Origin of the sequence: Nocardioides thalensis (assembly GCF_013410655.1) — a bacterium.
GTDB classification, from domain to species: domain Bacteria; phylum Actinomycetota; class Actinomycetes; order Propionibacteriales; family Nocardioidaceae; genus Nocardioides; species Nocardioides thalensis.
On the sequence record NZ_JACCFP010000001.1, the window covers coordinates 2,020,114 to 2,036,734 of the forward strand.

Consider the following 16,621-nt stretch of genomic DNA (forward strand, 5'->3'; position numbering starts at 1 on the left):
CATTACGCTGGCGCCCGTGAACTCCTGGGTGTACGGCGCCGTCCTGGTGCTCTGCGGGGCCGCCGCCGTGCTCCTCGTGGTCGACCTGGTGCGCGACCGCGCCGCGCAGGACTCCCACTTCGCCGCCCTCGCCGTGATCGAGATCGTGCTGCTCGTGCAGCTGGTGTGGGGCTGCGTCCAGCTGGCGCAGACCGAGCGCGACGTCCAGAGCGGCGTGCTCGTCAGCTACCTCGTGAGCACCGTGCTGGTGCCCGTGGTCGGCGCGCTGGTGTCGCTCACCGAGCGGTCGCGGGTCGGCACGACGATCCTGCTGCTCGCGGTCGCCACCATCGCCGGCCTCGAGATCCGGATCTGGGACCTCTGGAGCGCCGGTGCCTGACCCGGGTGGCGACGCAGGGACCGCGCAGGTGACCGACCTCTCGTCGGGCTGGGGCCGGGCCCTGGTCTTCGCGTACGGCGTGTTCGCGGTCGCTGCGACCGGGCGGTCGCTGGTGCAGCTGGGCACCGACGCCGACAAGGCGCCGCTGGCCTACTCGCTGTCGCTGGTGGCCGCCGTCATCTACCTGGTGGCCACCAGCAGCCTGCTGCTCGGCGGCCGCACCGGCTGGCGCGTCGCCGCGGTCGCGGTCTGCATCGAGCTGCTCGGCGTGCTGTCGGTGGGCGCGCTCAGCTATGCCGCCACCGACCTGTTCCCCGACAAGACGGTGTGGTCGCACTTCGGCCAGGGCTACGCGTTCCTGCCGCTGGTGCTGCCGTTCGCGGGCCTGGCGTGGCTGAGGCACACGCGGCCCGCCACGAGGTAAGGCGAGCCTTGCTTGAAGGGGCGGAATCAATAACGCAACACTGTGGTTGTGGAAATCGTGACCGACACCGACCTGCCGACGCGCCAGCGCGTGGCCCGGTCGATCCTGGTCAACGGTCCGTCCACCGCGGCGGCGCTCGCCGAGCGGCTCGACCTGACCCCGGCCGCCGTACGCCGGCACCTCGACCAGCTGATCGCCGACGGGTCCGTCGAGGCCCGTGAGCCGCGGTCCGCGGGTTCGCGCGGGCGGGGCCGGCCGGCGAAGGTCTTCGCGCTCACCGAGCACGGACGCGACGGCTTCGAGGCGCAGTACGACGACCTGGCGGCCGAGGCGCTGAGGTTCCTGTCCGAGACGGCAGGCCCCGACGCGGTCCGCGCGTTCGCCGAGCGGCGCGCGACGTTCATCGAGACCCGGTTCCCCGCGGTCGCGGCGGCCCACCCGGAGGCGTCGCCGGCCGAGGTGCTGGCCATGGTCTTCAGCGACGAGGGGTACGCCGCCAGCGTGCGCGAGCTGCCCGTCGTGGGGGAGCAGCTGTGCCAGCAGCACTGCCCGGTCTCCCACGTCGCCCACGAGTTCCCGCAGCTGTGCGAGGCCGAGACCGAGGCCATCGGCCGCGTGCTCGGCACCCATGTCCAGCGGCTGGCGACCATCGCCCACGGCGACGGCGTCTGCACCACGTGCATCCCTGCAGCGACACCCGACAAGAAGGAGCAGGTCACCACATGACCTCCATCGAGGAGCTGAACCCCGAGCTCAAGGGCATCGGTCGTTACGAGTTCGGCTGGGCCGACGCCGACGTGGCCGGTGCCGCGGCGAAGCGTGGCCTCAACGAGGACGTCGTCCGCGACATCTCGTCGAAGAAGAGCGAGCCCGACTGGATGCTCGATCTCCGGCTCAAGGGCCTGAAGCTCTTCGGTCGCAAGCCCATGCCCACCTGGGGCTCGGACCTGTCGGGCATCGACTTCGACAACATCAAGTACTTCGTCCGCTCCAGCGAGAAGCAGGCGGCCTCGTGGGAGGACCTCCCCGAGGACATCAAGAACACCTACGACAAGCTCGGCATCCCGGAGGCGGAGAAGCAGCGCCTCGTCGCCGGCGTCGCGGCGCAGTACGAGTCGGAGGTCGTCTACCACTCGATCCGCGAGGACCTCGAGGCGCAGGGCGTGCTCTTCCTCGACACCGACACCGCTCTCAAGGAGCACCCGGAGCTCTTCAAGGAGTACTTCGGCACGGTCATCCCGGTCGGCGACAACAAGTTCGCCGCGCTCAACACCGCGGTGTGGTCGGGTGGCTCGTTCATCTACGTGCCGAAGGGTGTCCACGTCGACATCCCGCTGCAGGCCTACTTCCGGATCAACACCGAGAACATGGGCCAGTTCGAGCGGACCCTGATCATCGTCGACGAGGACGCCTACGTGCACTACGTCGAGGGATGCACGGCGCCGATCTACTCCTCCGACTCGCTGCACTCCGCGGTCGTGGAGATCATCGTCAAGAAGGGCGGCCGCTGCCGCTACACGACCATCCAGAACTGGTCCAACAACGTCTACAACCTGGTGACCAAGCGCGCGGTCTGCGAGGCCGGCGCGACCATGGAGTGGGTCGACGGCAACATCGGCTCCAAGGTGACGATGAAGTACCCCGCGGTCTACCTGATGGGCGAGCACGCCAAGGGCGAGACGCTCTCCATCGCGTTCGCCGGCGAGGGCCAGCACCAGGACGCCGGCGCCAAGATGGTCCACGCCGCGCCGCACACGTCGAGCTCGATCCTCAGCAAGTCCGTGGCTCGCGGCGGCGGCCGTACGTCGTACCGCGGCCTGATCCAGGTCAACGAGGGCGCGCACGGCTCGAAGTCCAACGTGCTGTGCGACGCGCTGCTGGTCGACCAGATCAGCCGCTCCGACACCTACCCCTACGTCGACATCCGCGAGGACGACGTCTCCATGGGCCACGAGGCGTCGGTCTCGAAGGTCTCCGACGACCAGCTCTTCTACCTCATGTCGCGCGGCATGGAGGAGGACGAGGCGATGGCGATGATCGTGCGCGGCTTCGTCGAGCCGATCGCCAAGGAGCTCCCGATGGAGTACGCCCTCGAGCTGAACCGCCTCATCGAGCTGCAGATGGAAGGAGCCGTCGGCTGATGTCGGCTGCTGTTGTGAGCGACGCCCTGGAGCAGGAGCGCCGCATCGAGAGCCACCTCAACCCGCCAGCGTCGTACGACCTCGCGGACCACCCCGTGCCCACCGGGCGCGAGGAGGTCTGGCGGTTCACGCCGCTGCGCCGGCTGCGGGGTCTCCTCGACGGTGAGGCGTCCGACGCCCACCTGAAGTGGGAGACCACCCTGCCCGAGGGCGTGACGCTGACCGAGATCGACGCCGACCAGGCGCGCGAGCTGGAGCTGCCGCCCAACGAGCGGCCGGCCGCCCTCGCCGCGGAGCTGTCCGGCGGCGCGATGCTGCTCGACGTCCCGGCCGACGCCCGGGTCGAGGAGCCGGTGGTCATCCGGCTCACCGGCGCGTCCGTCGACGACCTGGTCTGGGGTCGCCTGCTCTACCGCATCGGCGCGCACGCCGAGGTCACCATCGTGCTGCTGCACGGCGGCTCGGCGCGCTACTCCGCGATCCAGTCGTTCCTCGTGGGCGACGGCGCGAAGGTCAACGTGCTCAGCCTCCAGGACTGGGACGACGACGCCGTCCACCTCGGCCGCGACGCGATCCGCGTCGGCCGCGACGCCTCGGTCAAGCACACGTCGATCTCCTTCGGCGGCGACCTGGTGCGCATGCACGCCAACGTCGAGTACGCCGGTCCCGGCGGCGAGGCCGAGCTGCTCGGCCTCTACTTCGCCGACGAGGGCCAGCACCTCGAGCACCGCCTGTTCGCCGACCACACCGCGCCGAAGACCAAGTCCAACGTGGTCTACAAGGGCGCGCTGCAGGGCCAGGGCGCGCACACCGTGTGGATCGGCAACGTGCTGATCCGCAAGGTCGCCGAGGGCATCGAGACCTACGAGGAGAACCGCAACCTGGTGCTGACCGACGGCTGCCAGGCCGACTCGGTGCCGAACCTCGAGATCGAGACCGGCGAGATCGAGGGCGCGGGCCACGCGTCCGCGACGGCGCGGTTCGACGACGAGCAGCTGTTCTACCTCCGCTCGCGCGGCGTCTCCGAGAAGGAGGCCCAGCGCCTGGTCGTGCACGGGTTCTTCAACGACCTGATCCGCAAGGTCGGCATCCCGTCGATCGAGGAGAAGCTGCTCGAGACCGTCGAGGCCGAGCTCGCCAAGAACGTCCTCAAGAACGTCTGACTAGAGAGAGACACCAACTGATGAGCACCCTGGAGATCAAGGACCTCCACGTCCAGGTCGACACCGAGGACGGCCCGAAGGAGATCCTCAAGGGCGTCACGCTGACCATCAAGGCCGGCGAGACGCACGCGATCATGGGCCCCAACGGCTCGGGCAAGTCGACGCTGGCCTACTCGATCGCCGGCCACCCGCGCTACGAGATCACCTCCGGCTCGGTGACCCTCGACGGCGAGGACGTGCTGGCGATGTCGGTCGACGAGCGCGCCCGCGCCGGCCTGTTCCTCGCGATGCAGTACCCCGTCGAGGTCCCGGGCGTCTCGGTCGCCAACTTCCTCCGTACCGCCAAGACCGCGATCGACGGCGAGGCCCCGAAGCTGCGCACGTGGGTCAAGGACGTCAACGGCGCGATGGAGCGGATGAACCTCGACGCCACGTTCTCGCAGCGCTCGGTCAACGAGGGCTTCTCCGGCGGCGAGAAGAAGCGCCACGAGATCGCCCAGCTCGACCTGCTCGACCCGAAGGTCGCGATCCTCGACGAGACCGACTCCGGCCTCGACATCGACGCGCTGAAGGTCGTCTCCGAGGGCGTCAACCACTTCCGCGAGCGCGACGGCAAGGGCGTCCTGCTGATCACGCACTACACGCGGATCCTGCGCTACATCCAGCCCGACCACGTGCACGTGTTCGTCGCCGGCAAGGTCGCCGAGTCCGGCGGCCCCGAGCTGGCCGAGGAGCTGGAAGCCAACGGCTACGAGCGCTTCCAGGCTGTTGCCGCTGGTTGAGTGCGAGGCCGCCCGCGGCCGAGCCTCGACACCACGGCATGAAAGGACAGTGATGGACGGTCTCCTCCCCGAGCTCGAGGTGGTCCGCAAGGACTTCCCGATCCTCGAGCGCACCCTCGCGGGCGGCGTGCCGCTGGTCTACCTCGACAGCGCCAACACCTCGCAGAAGCCGCAGGTCGTCATCGACGCGATGGTCGACCACCTCGAGCGCCACAACGCCAACATCGCGCGCGCCATGCACCAGCTCGGCGCGGAGTCGACGGCGGCGTTCGAGGAGGCGCGCGACAAGGTGGCGGCGTTCCTCGGCGCCCCCGACCGCGACGAGGTGATCTTCACCAAGAACGCCTCGGAGGCGCTCAACCTCGCGGCCAACACGCTGACGTTCCCGGGGGAGCGGCAGCTGAAGCCCGGTGACGAGGTCGTCATCACCGAGATGGAGCACCACTCCAACATCGTTCCGTGGCAGCTCGCCACCGAGCGCACGGGCGCGACACTGCGGTGGTTCGGCCTGACCGACGACGGCCAGCTCGACCTGTCGGGCATCGACGACCTGATCAACGAGCGCACCAAGGTCGTCTCCCTGACCTGGGTGTCCAACATGCTCGGCACGATCAACCCGCTCGCCGAGATCACCCGGAAGGCCCACGCCGTCGGCGCGATCGTCGTCGTCGACGCGTCCCAGGCCGCTCCGCAGCTGCCGATCGACCTCGCCGCGATGCCCGCGGAGGAGCGACCCGACCTGCTCGCCTTCACCGGCCACAAGGTCGTCGGCCCGACCGGCATCGGCGTGCTCTGGGGCTCCCGAGCCGTGCTCGACTCGCTGCCGCCGTTCCTCGGTGGCGGCGAGATGATCGAGACGGTGCGCATGGAGGGGTCGACCTACGCCCCGATCCCGCACAAGTTCGAGGCCGGCACGCCGCCGATCGTCGAGGCCGTGGGCCTCGGGGCCGCCGTGGAGTACCTCGGCCACGTCGGGCTCGACGCGGTGCGCGACCACGAGCACGCCATCACCGCGTACGCGCTCGAGGGCCTCCAGTCCGTGCCCGGGCTGACCGTGCTCGGGCCCACCGACGCCGCGCTGCGGGGCGGGGCGATCAGCTTCGAGCTCGAGGGCGTGCACCCCCACGACATCGCGCAGGTGCTCGACAGCCGCGGCGTCGCCGTACGCGCCGGTCACCACTGCGCGAAGCCGGCCCACGCGCGGTTCGGCGTGCAGAGCTCGACTCGCATGTCGTCGTACCTCTACACGACGCCGGCCGAGATCGACGCTCTCGTCGAGGGCCTGGAATACACCCGCTCGTACTTCAAGTTGGGCTGAGGATGAGCAACGCACAAGACCTGGATGCTCTGTATCAGGAGATCATCCTCGACCACTACAAGAACCCTCACGGCAAGGGCCTGCGTGAGGAGTTCGAGGCCGAGGTCCACCACGTCAACCCGACCTGCGGCGACGAGGTGACCCTGCGCGTCCACCTCGACGGCGGGGTCGTCAGCGACGTGTCGTACGACGCGCTCGGCTGCTCGATCTCGCAGGCCTCCGCGTCGGTGCTCCACGACCTGGTCGTGGGCAAGCCGGTCGACGAGGCGATGGCGATCCACGAGGAGTTCCTGACCCTGATGCAGGGCAAGGGATCGGTCGAGCCCGACGAGGAGGTGCTGGAGGACGGCATCGCGTTCGCCGGCGTCGCCAAGTTCCCGGCGCGCGTGAAGTGCGCGCTACTGTCGTGGATGGCCTGGAAGGACGCAACCGTGCAGGCTGGAGGAGACCGATGAGCGAGCAGACCGACCACAGCGACCTGCCCGAGGTGCCCGAGGCGAGCGGCGGTGTCGCGACCGGCACCACCACCGTCGACGACGTCACCGAGGCGATGAAGGACGTCGTCGACCCCGAGCTCGGCATCAACGTCGTCGACCTCGGCCTGGTCTACGGCGTGCACCTCGACGAGTCGTCCAACGTGGTGCTCGACATGACGCTCACGTCCGCGGCGTGCCCGCTCACCGACGTCATCACCGACCAGACCGAGAGCGCCCTCGAGGGCATGGTCAACGACGTCGCGATCAACTGGGTCTGGATGCCCCCGTGGGGCCCGGACAAGATCACCCCCGACGGCCGTGAGCAACTACGCGCCCTCGGCTTCAACGTGTAGGTCCTGGCGTTGACCACTGATCAGGACGCTGCCGACGAGGCCGTCAACGCGTTCTGGAACGAGGCCAAGCGCCGCATCCACCTCGAGGAGATCTCGGTCTACACCGGGCCGTCGCCGCTGGCGGCCGTCCCGCCGCCGGCGTGGTCGTGGGGCGAGGGCGCGGACGCCGACGCGTTCGTCGACGACCTGCTGGCCCACCGGCTCGGCGAGACGAGGGTCGCCGTCGCCGACTACGAGGCCGTGGGGGAGCAGCACCCGGAGCCCGGGTCACTGAGCATCGTGCTCGACGGCGCGGGGCGCGCCCGGGTCCTCGTCGTCACGAGCGACGTCACCGTGGACGGCACGGACGTGGTGCAGGCCCTGAAGGTGCTCTACACCACCTGAGCCGCGCCGTACCTCTCGTCGGTGTACTTGCGGAGCTTGCGCAGGAACAGCCGGAACGTCAGGTTCATGACCGGCCCATTGACCTTCAGCGAGAGGGCGCCGGGGCCGGCGACGTCGAGCGCGAGCGTCCACGTCAGCCGGCAGCCGGTCGCGGTCCGGACGATGTCGTAGCGCTCCGCGAACGCGCGGATGCTCTTCTCCGACGCCTCGTTGAAGCGGAACCCCATCCTGGTCGGGGGCTCCCACAGGAGGAACTCCTCGGTGCCGACCAGGCCCCCGCGCATCGTGACGGTGCGGGTGGTGCCGACCCGTGGCGGCATCGGGCTGGTCCACTCCACGTGGGTGATGACCTTCGCCCACCGCGGCCAGGCGGCGGCGTCCTCGAACACCTCGAAGAGCTCCTCGGGCGTGATGTTGAGGTCGACGCTGTTGGCGTAGCGGTGCCGGGCGGTGTCGACGAAGTCGGGGCCGACCCGGTCGCACGGGTGCAGTTCCTTCATGCACCCAGAATAGAACGAGTTCTAGTCCGATAGCGTCGTGTCCATGCCCGAGGTCCTGGTCCCCGCGTCGCGCCTGGTGCGGTGGGTCGACAACTTCGACAGCCGGCACGGAGGAGCGACGCTCGCGGTGATCGACGGCGCGCTGCGGGGTGATGCGGCCGACGGGTCGTGGTTCGTGGCGCGCCTGCCCTTCGGGGAGGCGTACGACGCCGCGGCCGACCCTGGCGCGATGGCCGCGGCCGCCGTACCTCCCGAGGAGTGGGGCGTGCTGCTCGTGCGCAAGGGCGGGTTCGCCGTCGCGCGTCTGGTGAGGGACCAGGTGGCGGAGTCCAAGGTCGGCCAGCGGCACGTCCAGGGGCGGACCAAGGCCGGTGGCCAGTCGCAGCAGCGGTTCGCGCGCCGTCGGGACAACCAGGCGCGGCAGGCCTACGAGGCCGCGGCCGACCACGCGGCGCGGATACTCTCGGGCATCGCGGGACCTCTCGTCACCGGGGGCGACCGCTCCGCGGTCGCCGAGGTGCTCGCCGATCCGCGCCTGTCCGGGCTCGACGTCGACGGACGGTGGCTGCCGGTCACGGACCCGCGCCGCGCGGTGCTCGACCAGGCGATCGGCGACGCGCTCGCGATCGGCGTCGAGGTCGAGAACGCGTGATCAGTCGCCGGCGGACGCCTCGGCGTGCCGCTGGTGCAGGCGCTCCCTGATCTGGTCGGGCGTGTAGGCGCGGCGCACCCGCTCCTGACGGGCCATCACGGCGCCCGCCGCGGCGACGCCGGCGACCCCGGCCAGCCCGATCCACTTCCACACGCGCATGCCGTCGACCTTAGATGAGACCTTGACCGTCACCGGCAGACTGCATCCCGTGATCTCGATCGACGACGCGGCGAAGGTCGTGCGCACCGGCGACCTGCTCCTCTTCCGGGGCCGCACCGCCGCCGACCGAGCGGTCCGGGTGGCCACCAACGCGCCGGTGAACCACGTGGGCATGGCCGTCGTCATCGACGACCTCCCGCCGCTGCTGTGGCACGCCGAGCTCAGCCAGACCCAGGTCGACCTGTGGACCGGCGGCCACCACCGCGGCGTGCAGCTCCACGACTTCGAGGAGGCGGTCGGTCGCTGGCGACACAGCTACCAGCAGGGCGTGTGGTTGCGGCAGCTCGAGCCCGAGGCCGGTCGTGCCGAGGAGGACGCGGCCCTGCGCGCGATCGCACGCATGGACGGCGTCAGCTTCCCGACGGCCGGCCGGATGGCGCTGAAGTACCTCCGCGGTCGCGGCGACTCCTACCAGCCGCGCAAGCGCCGTGGGCAGCGGTTCCGGCCCGAGGCGGCGTTCTGTGCCGAGACCGTCGCGCTGACCCTGCAGGAGATGGGGATCGTCGAGGACGACCGGCGCGCACAGTGGTTCGACCCCGGCACGTTCTGGAGCGGCGCCTACCTGCCCCTGCGGCCGGGCTGGTCCTACGGCAAGGAGGTCGCCGTGGGCACGGCCCCCGACCCGGACGCGCCGGTGCCGAGCAGCCGTACCCGCTGGCAGGGCTGACCTAGCTCGGCGCGGCCGACGACGCCCGTCGAAGCGGGCCGAAGAACGTCCGGAGGTCGGCGACGAGGTCGTCGGGCGCCTCCATGGCGGGGAAGTGCTGACCGTGCTCGAACTCGGTCCAGTGCGCACCGGGCGGCGCGGGGACCAGCGTGCGCACGGTGGCGTCGGCGCCGAAGACCGCGAAGCCGTGCGGGACCGCCGCGGGGGCGCCCCAGTCCGAGGAGTGCGCCTGCTCGTAGAGCACGTGCGCGGCGCCGGCGCCCGAGCCCGTGAACCAGTAGATGCTGACGGTCGCCACCAGCACGTCACGATCGATCGGCCGGTCGGTCCACTCGGCGAACTTCTCGGCGATCCAGGCGAGCTGGAGGACCGGCGAGTCGGCGAGGCCGTAGCCGATCGTCTGAGGGCGACTGTTCTGGATCGCCAGGTAGCCCGACCCTTCCGTCCGGAAGGCCGTCATCCGCTCGAGGATGAGCTTGTCGACCGGGTCGTCCGCGTCGAGCCGGTCGGCCATGCCGGGGATGAAGGTGGCCGTCGCCGCGGCCGTCAGCGGGTCGGTGACCACGTGGACGCCGACGACCCGCTCGCCGTCGACGCCGGCGACCATGCCCGCAACGCCGGCTCCGATGTCCCCGCCGTGCACGCCGTAGCGCTCGTAGCCAAGGCGGCGCATGAGCTCCGCCAACGCTCGACCGGTGCGCCCCATCGACCACCCCGACCCGCCGAGGGGGTTGGAGAACCCGAAGCCGGGCAGCGACGGGGCGACCACGTGGAACGCCGGCCCCTCCGAGGGGGCGACCAGCGGCTCGATCAGCTCGACGAACTCCACGATCGAGCTCGGGTAGCCGTGGAGGAGCAGCAGCGGCGTGGCGTCGGGCCGCTCGGAGCGGACGTGGAGGAAGTGGATCCGCTGCCCGTCGATGCCGGTGACGAACTGCGGCAGCCGGTTGAGCCGTGCCTCCCACCCGCGCCAGTCGAACCCGCTGCGCCAGTGGCCGACCAGCTCCTTCATCCGGTCGAGCGGGACACCCCGCTCGGAGCCCGTGCCGGCGAGCTGGGCGGGCCAGCGGACCCGGTCCAGCCGGGCGTGCAGGTCGTCGATGTCGGCCTGCGGGATCTCGATGCGGAAGGGCTGGATCTCGTCGTTCATCGGTCTGCTCCTTGCTCGGTGTCTCCGGGTCTTCCCTGTGCGCACGACGTTAGGAACAATCGCGGCAAGATCCGTTCCGCGATTGCCGGAGAATCTCGAACCATGTGGGAAACCTCGACCAGACTCCTGCGCCTCCTCACGCTGCTGCAGACCCGGCGCGACTGGACCGGCGCCGAGCTCGGCAGGCGCCTGGGTGTGAGTGCCCGGACGGTGCGCAACGACGTGGATCGCTTGCGCGAGCTCGGCTATCCGATCGAGGCGCGGCCGGGCGTCGCGGGCGGCTATCGGCTCGGGGCCGGCGGCACGCTTCCGCCGTTGCTGCTGGACGACGACGAGGCGGTGGCCGTGGCGGTAGCGTTGCGTACGGTCGCCGGGAGCTCGATCACCGGCATCGAGGAGACCGCGGTGCAGGCACTGATGAAGCTGCAGCAGGTCCTCCCCTCCCGGCTGCGTCGCCGGGTCTCGGCCCTGCAATCGGCCACGGTGCCGATCACGCAGTCAGGACCGACGGTCGACGCCGACGCGCTGACCGTCATCGCCGCCGCGTCCCGCGACCACGAGCGGCTGCGGTTCTCCTACCGCTCGTACGACGGTGCCGAGTCCCGGCGGGAGGCGGAGCCGTACCGGCTCGTGCACGAGCGGCGGCGCTGGTACCTCCTGGCGTGGGACGTCGATCGCGACGACTGGCGCATCTTCCGGGTCGACCGGATGAGGATGCGCACGCCGAACGGCCCGCACTTCGTCCCGCGCGAGCTGCCACCGGATCGCGAGATCGCCGCGCGGGTGCAGCGTCACGTCGGGGAGGCGCCCTGGCGCTTCCGTGCCCGGGTCGTCGTGCACGCGCCGGCGTCGTACGTCCGGTCACGCATGCCGATCCCCGTCGACATCGAGGAGCTCGCCGACGACCGCTGTGCCTTCACGCCCGGGTCGGACAACCCGACGATGCTCGCGCTCTACCTGGGGATGCTCGACGCCGAGTTCGAGGGCGGCGACTCGCCCGAGCTGTCGCAGGCTCTGCGAGCCCTCGCCGCCCGCTTCACGCGCGCCGCTGGGGCTGGAGCTCGAGGGTCATGAAGACGCTGTTGGGGTCCTCGGCGTAGCCCTCGAACGGACCGCACACGCTGAACCCTCGCGACGCGTAGAGCGCCCGCGCCGGGGCGAAGAAGTCCTCCGACCCGGTCTCGAGGCTGATCCGCTCGTAGCCGCGTGAGCGAGCCTCCGCGAGCAGGTGGTCGAGCAGCCGGGCGGCGACGCCACGACGCCGCGCCGCGGTCGCCGTACGCATCGACTTGATCTCCGCGTGCGCCGGGTCGATCTCCTTCAGGGCGCCGCAGCCGAGCAGGGCGCCCTCCTCGCGAAGGGTCCAGAACGTCACGCCGGGGACGGCGAGCGCGTGGGCGTCGAGCGCGTGCACCGACTCGGGCGGCGAGGTGGCGTACATGTCGGCGAGGTGCTCCTGGAGCAGGCCCCGCACGTCGAGGCGGAGCGGGTCGTCGACGGAGATCTCCATCGCGGTCGCGCTGGTCATCGGAGCGCGAGGCAGCCGGAGGTCTCGGCGGCCCAGGGGAGTGCAGCGTGCTCGGCGACCTTCTCGTCGATGAGCTTGGCGACGTCGGTGGGCCACGGCTCGGTGCGACGGTCGTCGAGCCGCACGCAGAGCAGGATCTCCTCGAAGACGCAGGCCACCCGCTGGTGGGTGTCGTCGAGGATGTGGACGAGCGCGTGGGCGGCCCGCTCCGAGCGGCCGAGCAGCCGGGCCCGCACGGACATCCGGTCGCCGGTCTTGAGCTCGTGGAGGTAGGTGAGGTGCTGCTCCGCGGACAGGCACGCGAGCCCGGTGGCGAGCGGCCAGTTCAGCGGGATGCCGCAGTCGACGAGCAGCTCGTCGAGGCCCTCGCTCCCGATCCCCAGGTAGTGGCGGACGTTGAGGAACCCGTTGCTGTCCTCGAAGGCGATCGGCACCGGCTGCTCGGCGAGGGCCGGCATGGACACGAGCTGTTCGTACGTCGGCTGCGTCGGCATGCGGTGACCCTATCGATCGAGCCCGAGCTCCCGCTTGCGTGCGTCCCACCGGTCGACGACGGCCTTCATCTCGTGCTCGATGAAGGTGAGGAACTCCAGCGACAGGGTCAGTCGCCGGGTCGCGGGATGGTCGGCGCCCAGCTGCTGGCGGGCAGCGTCCATCGCCGCCTTGATCGGGGCGTAGACCTGGTCGTAGCGCAGCATCGCGTCGTGCCAGGCGTCGTCGTCGACGACGTAGACGTCCCGCCGCGTGCCCCGCTCGCGCTCGCGCCGCAGGAAGCCGATCTGGGCGAGCATCCGAACTGCGCCGGAGACGCTGGCCGCGCTCACGTCGAGGAACTCGGCGAGCTCGGCCGCCGTCATCCGGCCGTCGTCGTCGACCATCGCGGCCGCCAGGACGCGGGCGGGCATCCGCGCCATGCCGGTCTCGATGAACGCGCCGGCGAGCCGCTCGGCCGACTGCACGTCGACGGGCAGCGCGGAGTGTGGCGGAGTAGACATGGCGCTAACATTATCAAGATTCAGAAAAGTCTGAAATCTGTGTATCGTCGGCGGCATGAGCGACAACGCCATCGAGATCAACGGACTGGTGAAGACGTTCGGGTCGTTCCGTGCGCTCGACGCCCTCGACCTCTCGGTCGCCCCCGGTGAGGTGCACGGCTTCCTCGGCCCCAACGGAGCCGGCAAGTCAACGACGATCCGGGTCCTGCTCGGGCTGCTCCGCAAGGACGCCGGCGACGTACGACTGCTCGGCGGGGACCCCTGGCGGGACGCGGCGGCGCTGCACCGACGACTGGCCTACGTGCCCGGCGACGTCAGCCTCTGGCCCAACCTCACCGGAGGCGAGGCGATCGACCTCCTGGGCCGCCTCCGCGGCGGGCTCGACACGACCCGGCGCGCGGAGCTCCTGGACCGGTTCGAGCTCGACCCGACCAAGCGCGGCCGCACCTACTCCAAGGGCAACCGGCAGAAGGTCGCACTCGTCGCGGCGCTGGCCTCCGACGTGGAGCTGCTGCTCCTCGACGAGCCGACGAGCGGGCTCGACCCGCTGATGGAGGAGGTGTTCCAGGAGTACGTCGACGCGTTCCGCGATCGTGGCGGCACGGTGCTGCTGTCGAGCCACATCCTGGCGGAGGTGGAGAAGCTGTGCGACCGGGTCAGCATCATCCGGGCTGGCGCCGTGGTGGAGTCCGGCACCCTCGCCGAGCTGCGCCACCTGACCCGGACCTCGGTGGACGCGGTGCTCTCCGCGGTGCCGGCCGGGCTGGCGGACCTGCCCGGCGTCCACGACCTCGCCGTCGAGGGCGACCGCGTGCGGTTCCAGGTCGAGACCGACCGGATCGACGGCGCGATCGGCGCCCTGCACCGAGCCGGCATCCGCACCCTGGTGAGCCAGCCGCCGACGCTCGAGGAGCTCTTCCTGCGGCACTACGGCGACGTGATCGAGGACCGCGAGGCGGAGGGAGCGGTGAGCGCATGACCGGCGTCGGGCTGCTGCTCCGGCACGACCTGCGGCGCGATCGCTGGATGATCCTGTGGTGGGTGCTGGGCGGCGTGCTCCTCTACTGGTCGCAGGCCGTGAGCGTCCCCGGGCTCTACGCCACCCAGGAGGAGCTCGCGCGGGCGGCCGCCAGCATGGAGGACAACGCGGCGTTCGTCGCGATGCTCGGGCCCGCCCGCGCGCTGGACACCGTCGGGGGCCAGGTCTTCTGGCAGGTCAGCGCGTTCGGCGCGGTCGTCGCGGGGCTGATGAGCATGTTCCTCGTCGGCCGCCACACCCGCGCCGAGGAGGAGTCAGGCCGTGACGAGCTGGTGCGCAGCGCCGCCGTCGGCCGGCACGCGCCACTGGTGGCGGCGTACCTCGTCGCGGTCCTCGCCAACCTACTGCTCGGCCTGGTCACCGCCCTGAGCCTGATGACCGTCCGCCAGGAGTCGCCGCTCGCGGGGATGCCGCTCGCCGCTGAGGACAGCCTCGCCGTCGGACTCGGCGTCGCCGCGTGCGGCTGGGTGTTCGCCGGTACGGCGCTCGCCGCTGCCCAGCTCACCCAGAGCACCCGGGCGATGTACGGCATCGCGGGTGCGGTGCTCGGGGTCGCCTACGGGCTGCGTGCCGTGGGCGACGTCGGCAGCGAGCTGTTGAGCTGGGTGTCGCCGATCGGGTGGTACCAGGCGATGCACCCGTACTCCGGATTGAGGTGGTGGCCGTTTCTGCTGATGCTCGCCGCCGCTGCGGTCAACGTGGTCGCGACCGCGGTGCTCTTCTCCCGCCGCGACGTCGGGTCCGGGATCCTTGCCGCGCGCCCGGGACCGGCGACGGCCGGGCCGGGGCTGCGGTCGGGCGTCGGTCTGGCGTGGCGGCTCCAGCGCGGCAGCGTCGTCGGATGGGCGGCGGGTCTGACGCTGATGGGTCTCGCCTACGGCTCGATCGGCGACAGCGTCGAGGACATGCTCGGCGACAGCGGTGCGGTGAAGGACGCCGTCGCAGGCGGCGCTGCCGACCTCGTCGACGGGTTCTACGGCACCGCGATCGTGCTCCTGGCCCTGATGTCGTGCGGCTTCGCGATCTCCTCGGCGCTGCGGCCCCGGGCGGAGGAGGACGCCCACCACCTCGAGGCGCTGGCGGCGACCGGCATCTCCCGCGCGACCTGGCTCGGCGGCCACGTGCTGGTGACGGTCGTCGGCACCGTCGTCGTGCTCGCGTGCGCCGGCCTCGGCCTCGGCGTCGGCTACGCGCTCACCACCGGGGACGGCGGTGCCGTGCTCCGCCTGGGACTGCCGACGCTGTCGTACGTCGCGCCGGTGCTGGTCCTGAGCGCGATCGCCCGGCTGCTCTACGGCCTCCGGCCGGCGCTCCTCGTCGCCGCGTGGGCGCCGCTGGCGTTCGCGACGGTCGTCCTCATGTTCGGCACTGCGATGCGGTTCCCGGACTGGCTCGTCGACGTCTCGCCGTTCTCGCACCTCGCGCTGACGCCTGCGGAGGACTTCCGACTGCTGCCGGTCGTCGTGGTGCTCATGGTCGCCGCCGCGATCTCCGCCGGAGGCCAAATGGCGTTTTCGAGGCGCGACATCGGCTAGTTTCCCAGCCATGTGGCAGCCCGAGCCCGACTGGGTGGCGCTCCCTGGAGGCACCGGGACGTCGACCCTCGGTGTCTGGCGCACCGCGATCGGCGGCCGGCCCGTCGTGGTGAAGCGGCTCGCCGTACCCCAGGCCGGCTCGCCCCCGGAGCTCCTCGACCCGGCGCACGTCGGTTACTGGCGCCGCGAGGCCGACGTGCTGCTGACCGGCATCACCGGGTCGACGACCGGGCTCCGGGCCGCGCCCGCCGCGGTCGAGGAGGACGCCGAAGGCGTCACGATCACGAGCGACTACGTCGAGGACGCCGCGACGAGCGGGCTCTTCCTCGGCGTCGCGCTGGGGCGGTTCGCCGGTGTCGAGCTCCCGCGGCCGAAGTTCTTGGCGACGCACCTCATGCGCGACCGGATGGCCCGCGTCGCCCGCCGTGGCGGGTGGCCGACCCTGGCCCGCACCACGGTCGCGGACGTCGCCGACCACCTCTGGCAGCGGCGCGACGTGATGCTCGACCGGCTCGACAAGCTGCCGCAGGTCCCGCAGCACGGCGACCCGACCCCGGCCAACCTGCCCGGGCGAGTCGGCGACGACGCGGTTGCGATCGACTGGGGCACGCTCGGCATCGGTCCGGTCGGAGGCGACCTCGGCTACCTCTGCCTGTCGGCGCGCGAGGAGTTCGACCCGCTCCTCGACGCCTACCTGCTCGGCCTGCCAGAGGGCGTGGCCGAGATCGGCGAGGTGGTGCTGGGCGCCCAGGTCGTCGCCGTCTACACCGCCCTCACTCGCGCGGAGTGGGCGCTCGCCCGGGTGGCGCCGGGGGAGGGCGCCCTGGCGGCGAAGTACCGTCACCCCGCGGTCGCGCCCCACCTGCGTGCGCTCCAGCGCCAGTTCCCCGCAATCGAGGCGCTGCTCCGGCTCTGA

Annotated in this window: 22 protein-coding genes; 16 read left to right on the forward strand and 6 right to left on the reverse strand. The window is 71.2% G+C overall.

Features of this window, described 5'->3' with window-relative positions:
• Positions 1-16: 16 nt before the first annotated feature.
• From HNR19_RS09930 to HNR19_RS09975, 10 genes are read left to right on the forward strand one after another with little or no spacing between them, the layout of a single operon-like run.
• Positions 17-379 carry a hypothetical protein gene (locus HNR19_RS09930; protein ID WP_179667770.1) on the forward strand — a complete coding sequence of 121 codons (363 nt, stop codon included), beginning with the start codon at positions 17-19 and terminating at the stop codon, positions 377-379.
• Positions 372-803 (forward strand): hypothetical protein, encoded by a 432-nt coding sequence (locus HNR19_RS09935; protein WP_343047134.1) that lies wholly within the window; start codon positions 372-374, stop codon positions 801-803. The genes HNR19_RS09930 and HNR19_RS09935 overlap by 8 nt, the downstream gene beginning before the upstream one ends.
• Positions 804-851: 48 nt before the next feature.
• A complete protein-coding gene (locus HNR19_RS09940) occupies positions 852-1,529 on the forward strand; it encodes a helix-turn-helix transcriptional regulator (protein ID WP_343047135.1) in 678 nt (225 codons plus the stop codon).
• A complete protein-coding gene (gene sufB, locus HNR19_RS09945; RefSeq protein WP_179667772.1) occupies positions 1,526-2,944 on the forward strand; it encodes a Fe-S cluster assembly protein SufB in 1,419 nt (472 codons plus the stop codon). The genes HNR19_RS09940 and sufB overlap by 4 nt, the downstream gene beginning before the upstream one ends.
• A complete protein-coding gene (gene sufD, locus HNR19_RS09950) occupies positions 2,944-4,107 on the forward strand; it encodes a Fe-S cluster assembly protein SufD (protein ID WP_179667773.1) in 1,164 nt (387 codons plus the stop codon). Before sufB ends, sufD begins: the two co-directional genes overlap by 1 nt.
• Before the next feature lie 20 nt (positions 4,108-4,127).
• Positions 4,128-4,889 (forward strand): Fe-S cluster assembly ATPase SufC, encoded by a 762-nt coding sequence (sufC, locus tag HNR19_RS09955; protein ID WP_179667774.1) that lies wholly within the window; start codon positions 4,128-4,130, stop codon positions 4,887-4,889.
• Positions 4,890-4,941: 52 nt separating this feature from the next.
• The gene (locus HNR19_RS09960) at positions 4,942-6,207 is read left to right on the forward strand and encodes a cysteine desulfurase (protein ID WP_179667775.1); all 1,266 of its coding nucleotides are present in this window, start codon (positions 4,942-4,944) and stop codon (positions 6,205-6,207) included.
• Between the two features lie 2 nt (positions 6,208-6,209).
• Positions 6,210-6,662 (forward strand): Fe-S cluster assembly sulfur transfer protein SufU, encoded by a 453-nt coding sequence (sufU, locus tag HNR19_RS09965; RefSeq protein WP_179667776.1) that lies wholly within the window; start codon positions 6,210-6,212, stop codon positions 6,660-6,662.
• Positions 6,659-7,036, forward strand: a complete 378-nt coding sequence (locus HNR19_RS09970) for a metal-sulfur cluster assembly factor (RefSeq protein ID WP_179667777.1) — start codon at positions 6,659-6,661, stop codon at positions 7,034-7,036. The genes sufU and HNR19_RS09970 overlap by 4 nt, the downstream gene beginning before the upstream one ends.
• A gap of 9 nt (positions 7,037-7,045) precedes the next feature.
• Positions 7,046-7,420: an ASCH domain-containing protein gene (locus HNR19_RS09975; protein WP_179667778.1), complete on the forward strand. Its 375-nt coding sequence runs from the start codon at positions 7,046-7,048 to the stop codon at positions 7,418-7,420.
• Here HNR19_RS09975 and HNR19_RS09980 read toward each other — a convergent pair.
• A complete protein-coding gene (locus tag HNR19_RS09980; RefSeq protein WP_218910199.1) occupies positions 7,408-7,920 on the reverse strand; it encodes an SRPBCC family protein in 513 nt (170 codons plus the stop codon). The two genes, HNR19_RS09975 and HNR19_RS09980, sit on opposite strands and share 13 nt — an antisense overlap.
• A gap of 43 nt (positions 7,921-7,963) precedes the next feature.
• Here HNR19_RS09980 and HNR19_RS09985 point away from each other — a divergent pair, with 43 nt between their 5' ends.
• Positions 7,964-8,572, forward strand: coding sequence for an acVLRF1 family peptidyl-tRNA hydrolase (locus tag HNR19_RS09985; protein ID WP_179667779.1), 609 nt, complete (start codon positions 7,964-7,966; stop codon positions 8,570-8,572).
• On the opposite strand, the gene HNR19_RS09990 is transcribed toward HNR19_RS09985, so the two are convergent.
• Positions 8,573-8,731 carry a hypothetical protein gene (locus tag HNR19_RS09990; protein WP_179667780.1) on the reverse strand — a complete coding sequence of 53 codons (159 nt, stop codon included), beginning with the start codon at positions 8,729-8,731 and terminating at the stop codon, positions 8,573-8,575. It abuts the gene before it with no gap.
• A 49-nt stretch (positions 8,732-8,780) separates the two neighbouring features.
• Between HNR19_RS09990 and HNR19_RS09995 the strand changes: the two genes are divergently transcribed.
• Positions 8,781-9,458 (forward strand): hypothetical protein, encoded by a 678-nt coding sequence (locus HNR19_RS09995; protein ID WP_343047137.1) that lies wholly within the window; start codon positions 8,781-8,783, stop codon positions 9,456-9,458.
• A gap of 1 nt (position 9,459) precedes the next feature.
• Here HNR19_RS09995 and HNR19_RS10000 read toward each other — a convergent pair whose 3' ends face one another.
• A complete protein-coding gene (locus HNR19_RS10000) occupies positions 9,460-10,608 on the reverse strand; it encodes an epoxide hydrolase family protein (RefSeq protein ID WP_179667782.1) in 1,149 nt (382 codons plus the stop codon).
• A gap of 102 nt (positions 10,609-10,710) precedes the next feature.
• Between HNR19_RS10000 and HNR19_RS10005 the strand changes: the two genes are divergently transcribed.
• Positions 10,711-11,682: a helix-turn-helix transcriptional regulator gene (locus tag HNR19_RS10005; protein WP_179667783.1), complete on the forward strand. Its 972-nt coding sequence runs from the start codon at positions 10,711-10,713 to the stop codon at positions 11,680-11,682.
• On the opposite strand, the gene HNR19_RS10010 is transcribed toward HNR19_RS10005, so the two are convergent.
• The 3 genes from HNR19_RS10010 to HNR19_RS10020 are packed head-to-tail and all read right to left on the reverse strand — an operon-like array spanning position 11,645 to position 13,131.
• A complete protein-coding gene (locus HNR19_RS10010) occupies positions 11,645-12,136 on the reverse strand; it encodes a GNAT family N-acetyltransferase (protein ID WP_246303502.1) in 492 nt (163 codons plus the stop codon). The genes HNR19_RS10005 and HNR19_RS10010 overlap by 38 nt on opposite strands.
• Positions 12,133-12,630, reverse strand: a complete 498-nt coding sequence (locus tag HNR19_RS10015; protein ID WP_179667784.1) for a thioesterase family protein — start codon at positions 12,628-12,630, stop codon at positions 12,133-12,135. Before HNR19_RS10015 ends, HNR19_RS10010 begins: the two co-directional genes overlap by 4 nt.
• A 9-nt stretch (positions 12,631-12,639) precedes the next feature.
• Positions 12,640-13,131: a GbsR/MarR family transcriptional regulator gene (locus tag HNR19_RS10020; protein ID WP_179667785.1), complete on the reverse strand. Its 492-nt coding sequence runs from the start codon at positions 13,129-13,131 to the stop codon at positions 12,640-12,642.
• Positions 13,132-13,186: 55 nt separating this feature from the next.
• Between HNR19_RS10020 and HNR19_RS10025 the strand changes: the two genes are divergently transcribed.
• From HNR19_RS10025 to HNR19_RS10035, 3 genes are read left to right on the forward strand one after another with little or no spacing between them, the layout of a single operon-like run.
• Positions 13,187-14,110, forward strand: coding sequence for an ABC transporter ATP-binding protein (locus HNR19_RS10025; protein ID WP_179667786.1), 924 nt, complete (start codon positions 13,187-13,189; stop codon positions 14,108-14,110).
• On the forward strand, positions 14,107-15,705 hold the full coding sequence (locus tag HNR19_RS10030; RefSeq protein ID WP_179667787.1) for an ABC transporter permease: 1,599 nt from the start codon (positions 14,107-14,109) through the stop codon (positions 15,703-15,705). Before HNR19_RS10025 ends, HNR19_RS10030 begins: the two co-directional genes overlap by 4 nt.
• A 10-nt stretch (positions 15,706-15,715) precedes the next feature.
• A complete protein-coding gene (locus HNR19_RS10035) occupies positions 15,716-16,621 on the forward strand; it encodes a phosphotransferase family protein (RefSeq protein ID WP_179667788.1) in 906 nt (301 codons plus the stop codon).